Annotated in this window: 3 protein-coding genes and 1 pseudogene; 1 reads left to right on the forward strand and 3 read right to left on the reverse strand. The window is 46.1% G+C overall.

Annotated features, from left to right (window positions below; translation table 11 throughout):
• The first annotated feature begins 143 nt into the window (after positions 1-143).
• A complete protein-coding gene (gene yjgA / locus QTO00_RS16875; protein WP_331425817.1) occupies positions 144-671 on the forward strand; it encodes a ribosome biogenesis factor YjgA in 528 nt (175 codons plus the stop codon).
• Between the two features lie 176 nt (positions 672-847).
• Here yjgA and thiQ read toward each other — a convergent pair whose 3' ends face one another.
• From thiQ to tbpA, 3 genes and pseudogenes are all read right to left on the reverse strand, one after another.
• Positions 848-1552: a thiamine ABC transporter ATP-binding protein gene (thiQ, locus tag QTO00_RS16880; RefSeq protein WP_331425818.1), complete on the reverse strand. Its 705-nt coding sequence runs from the start codon at positions 1550-1552 to the stop codon at positions 848-850.
• Positions 1536-3140 carry a thiamine/thiamine pyrophosphate ABC transporter permease ThiP gene (thiP, locus tag QTO00_RS16885; protein WP_331425819.1) on the reverse strand — a complete coding sequence of 535 codons (1605 nt, stop codon included), beginning with the start codon at positions 3138-3140 and terminating at the stop codon, positions 1536-1538. The genes thiQ and thiP overlap by 17 nt, the downstream gene beginning before the upstream one ends.
• Positions 3141-3149: 9 nt before the next feature.
• Positions 3150-3370 (reverse strand): annotated as a pseudogene (gene tbpA, locus QTO00_RS16890) (thiamine ABC transporter substrate-binding protein); the annotation flags it as partial.

The raw sequence follows: 3370 nt of genomic DNA on the forward strand, positions 1-3370 counted from the left end.
ACACGTTGTTGAGCAACTTGCTGTCTTACGTCCATATTTCTTTATTTCTTAAGAACAATTGCCACTAGAATAACAAGAATTTCGCTTTCTCCCCACGATTCTTGTTAAAATAGAGAAATAGATATTTAAATTAAGGCAGAAAAATGGCACGTAAGAATCAAAAAGCGCCATGGGAAGAGGAAGAAGAGATCATTTGGGTCAGTAAGACCGAATTGAAACGCGACATGGAAGAGTTACAGAAGCTAGGCGAAGAACTCGTTAGCCTGAAACCTTCTGTGTTGGAGAAATTCCCGCTCAGTGAAGACCTTGCAGAAGCAATTAAAGACGCTCAACGCTTCAAAAACGAAGCGCGACGCCGTCAATTGCAGTACATCGGTAAGCTGATGCGTTTTGAAGATCCGGAGCCGCTTCAAGCAGCGCTAGACAAAGTTCGCAACAAGCACTCACAAGCAACCGCTGAACTGCACAAACTTGAGCAGCTACGTGATCGTGTTGTAGAAGAGGGCGACGGCGCAATTGGTGATGTCATGGATATCTATCCATCAGCCGATCGCCAACGCTTACGTCAACTTGCACGTCAGGCTGCCAAAGAGAAAAAAGCAGGTAAGCCAGCGAAAGCGTATCGCGAAATCTTCCAAGTGCTTAAAGAGCTAAACGAAGAAGAGAGTTAAGCGAGTTTGCGAGAAAATTTGAGGGTTGACGTGAGAACGTCAACCCTTTGTTTTTTTTATTGTCATCCTCAAGAGGGAGGCACGACCGAGTTGGGGATCTCTTCGAACAATTAACAGAACATAAGAGATTCCTTACTCGTTCATTCTTCTATCTAAGGAATGACAAATAATACCCCTCACTCACCCGCCCGAACAAAATCACTTAGCGCTTGGTTATCATGAATTGAAGAGAGTTGTTCGATTTTATCCGCGACTTCGACTCTGCCATTTGAGACAAAGATAAAGTCAGAGGCTATCGCCTTTGCATCACTGATGTGGTGCGTCACCATGACTACCGTAATTTTTCGGTCGTAGGCTAACTTCTTAACCAAGTTGAGCATCTCTTCACGCAGGACTGGATCAAGAGCGGAGAATGGTTCATCAAGAAGCCATATCTTGTGTGGCTGAACGAAGCAACGCGCCAAAGCGACTCGCTGACGCTGACCGCCCGAAAGTTGCTCTGGTAAACGATCTAAATAAGCGTCAACACCAACTTGTTGCGCAGCTTGCTCGACTGACTGTTGCTGCTGTGACGTCAACTTCAAGCCAGGGTGAAGGCCAAGCCCAATATTTTGTCGAACCGTTAAGTGAGCAAACAAATTGTGCTCTTGAAACAGCATGGCAAAGGGACGCTGGTGTGGCTCCTTACCAACAAGGTTCCTGCCTTCAACCTCAATTGAACCTTTGGTCGGCTCAATAAAACCAGCGACTAAGGCGAGCAACGTCGATTTTCCTGCACCACTAGGCCCCATTAGCGCGACAATCGATTGTGGCGCAACCGTCGTATCAAAATGAAAAAGTTCATTGTGATAATAGTAATCAACACTACTTAAGGTCAGCATGATTCACCTTTGAGTTAACTTTAAACAAGGTTTCGATAAGCGTGAAGCAACCCACACTCAATAGTAATAACGTCACTGAAACTACCGCCGCCGCATCCATCTGGTAGCTACCAAGTAGTTGGAATAGGTAGAGTGGTAAGGTGCGAAACTCTTGGCTACCAAATAGAGCAATCGCACTTAAATCGCCAATCGCAAACATAAAACTAATCGCAAAGGCGTGTGCCATTGGTTTCTTCAGCGCTTTCCACTCAACCACTTTAAAACGATGCCAACCCTTCATACCCAAGCTAGCGCAAACATATTGGTATTTCTGCTCAATGTGCAGCATTGGCTGCGACAGCGTTTTAATCACGTACGGCAGCCCCATCAATGCATTGACGGCTACGACAACCACTAACGCTAGGCTAAATACATCAGTAAATGAGCGCAGCAATAGAAACAGCCCAGTGGAAATCACAAGGCCGGGAGTGACCAGAATAATGGTGCCAATCAACTCAATATGATCCGCACTCTTCTCTCGATAATTAAGGCGTAATCTTCGGCTGGTTAACAAGATGGCAATGCCAGCAATCACCGCAATCACACTTGCCATAGTGGCGACTTTTACTGACGCCCAGAGCGCCTGCCAGAAACGACTATCAGTAAAGACATCAATTGCTTGGCCATTCATGCCACTCATCAGCACCATAAGCAGCGGAGGTAGTACCAACAACATAGAAGCGGCTATCCACCCCCAATCCCAACACCTAGATACGAAACAATCTTTGGTTCGGTACATAGTACTAGCTTGCGCTCCCGAAGTTACCGAGATAGGTTTAGTTAAACGCTGAACGGCCAAAGCCATCACTCCGCAAAGCAACATCTGCCAAATAGCCAATAGCGCGCCTGCTTGAAGATCAAAATCGAACTTAATCGCTTGATAAATAGCTAGCTCAATCGTGGTAGATTTAGGCCCGCCACCTAGCGCCATAACGGTAGCAAAACTAGTAAAGCAAAGCATAAACACTAAGCCACTAACATGCGGGAGTTGCTGACGCAGTCGTGGCCACTCAACCCAACAAAACTTATCCCAATGCCCCATACCTAGATGCGCACAAAGCTTATGTTGCTCTTGGGGAATAGTGTCAAGCGCTTGCAATAACAGTCTTGTGGCGTAAGGAAGATTGAAGAACACGTGCGCGAGTAAAATGCCATTGAGCCCATAAATCGAGAACGGCAACTGGCTATCTAAGCTCTTAAACAGGTCGGCAATCAAACCGCTATTTCCGTAGATAGCCAGCAAGCCAAACACGCCAACCAAAACAGGCAATACCAGCGTGGTAGCAAACAGTTTTAACAGCAAAGACTTACCGAAAAATGAGCGTCGAGATAAGGCATGGGCAACAGGAATCGCAAAGCCGACACTGAGCAATGTAGAGAGAAAAGACTGATAAAAACTGAATTTGGTGACATGTCGGTAATAGGGAGCATTCCATACCTGACTGATATCCAAAGTAGGAGCTTTGACCAACAGCGCACCGAGCGCAGAAACGACAAAGGTCGCGATTAACATCGCGACCCATAAGCCAATTTTAGGGGGATTACGCAAAAGGGTCCCTTAAAAGGTTAGTGCGCTTTGCCATTCGCGAATCCAAGATTTACGATTTTCAGCAACCTCTTCGGCACTAAAGGTCAGCGCTTTGCTTGGCACAGTTAGAGTGTCAAAACCTTGTGGCAATGCAACGTCTGTCACTGGGTACATCCAGTTTCCTGTAGGCATCGCTGATTGAAACTCATCACTCAAAATGAAGTTCATAAACTCGTCCGCGAGCTTTTGAT

It is taken from the genome of Vibrio sp. M260118 (assembly GCF_036533755.1).
Lineage (GTDB): Bacteria > Pseudomonadota > Gammaproteobacteria > Enterobacterales > Vibrionaceae > Vibrio.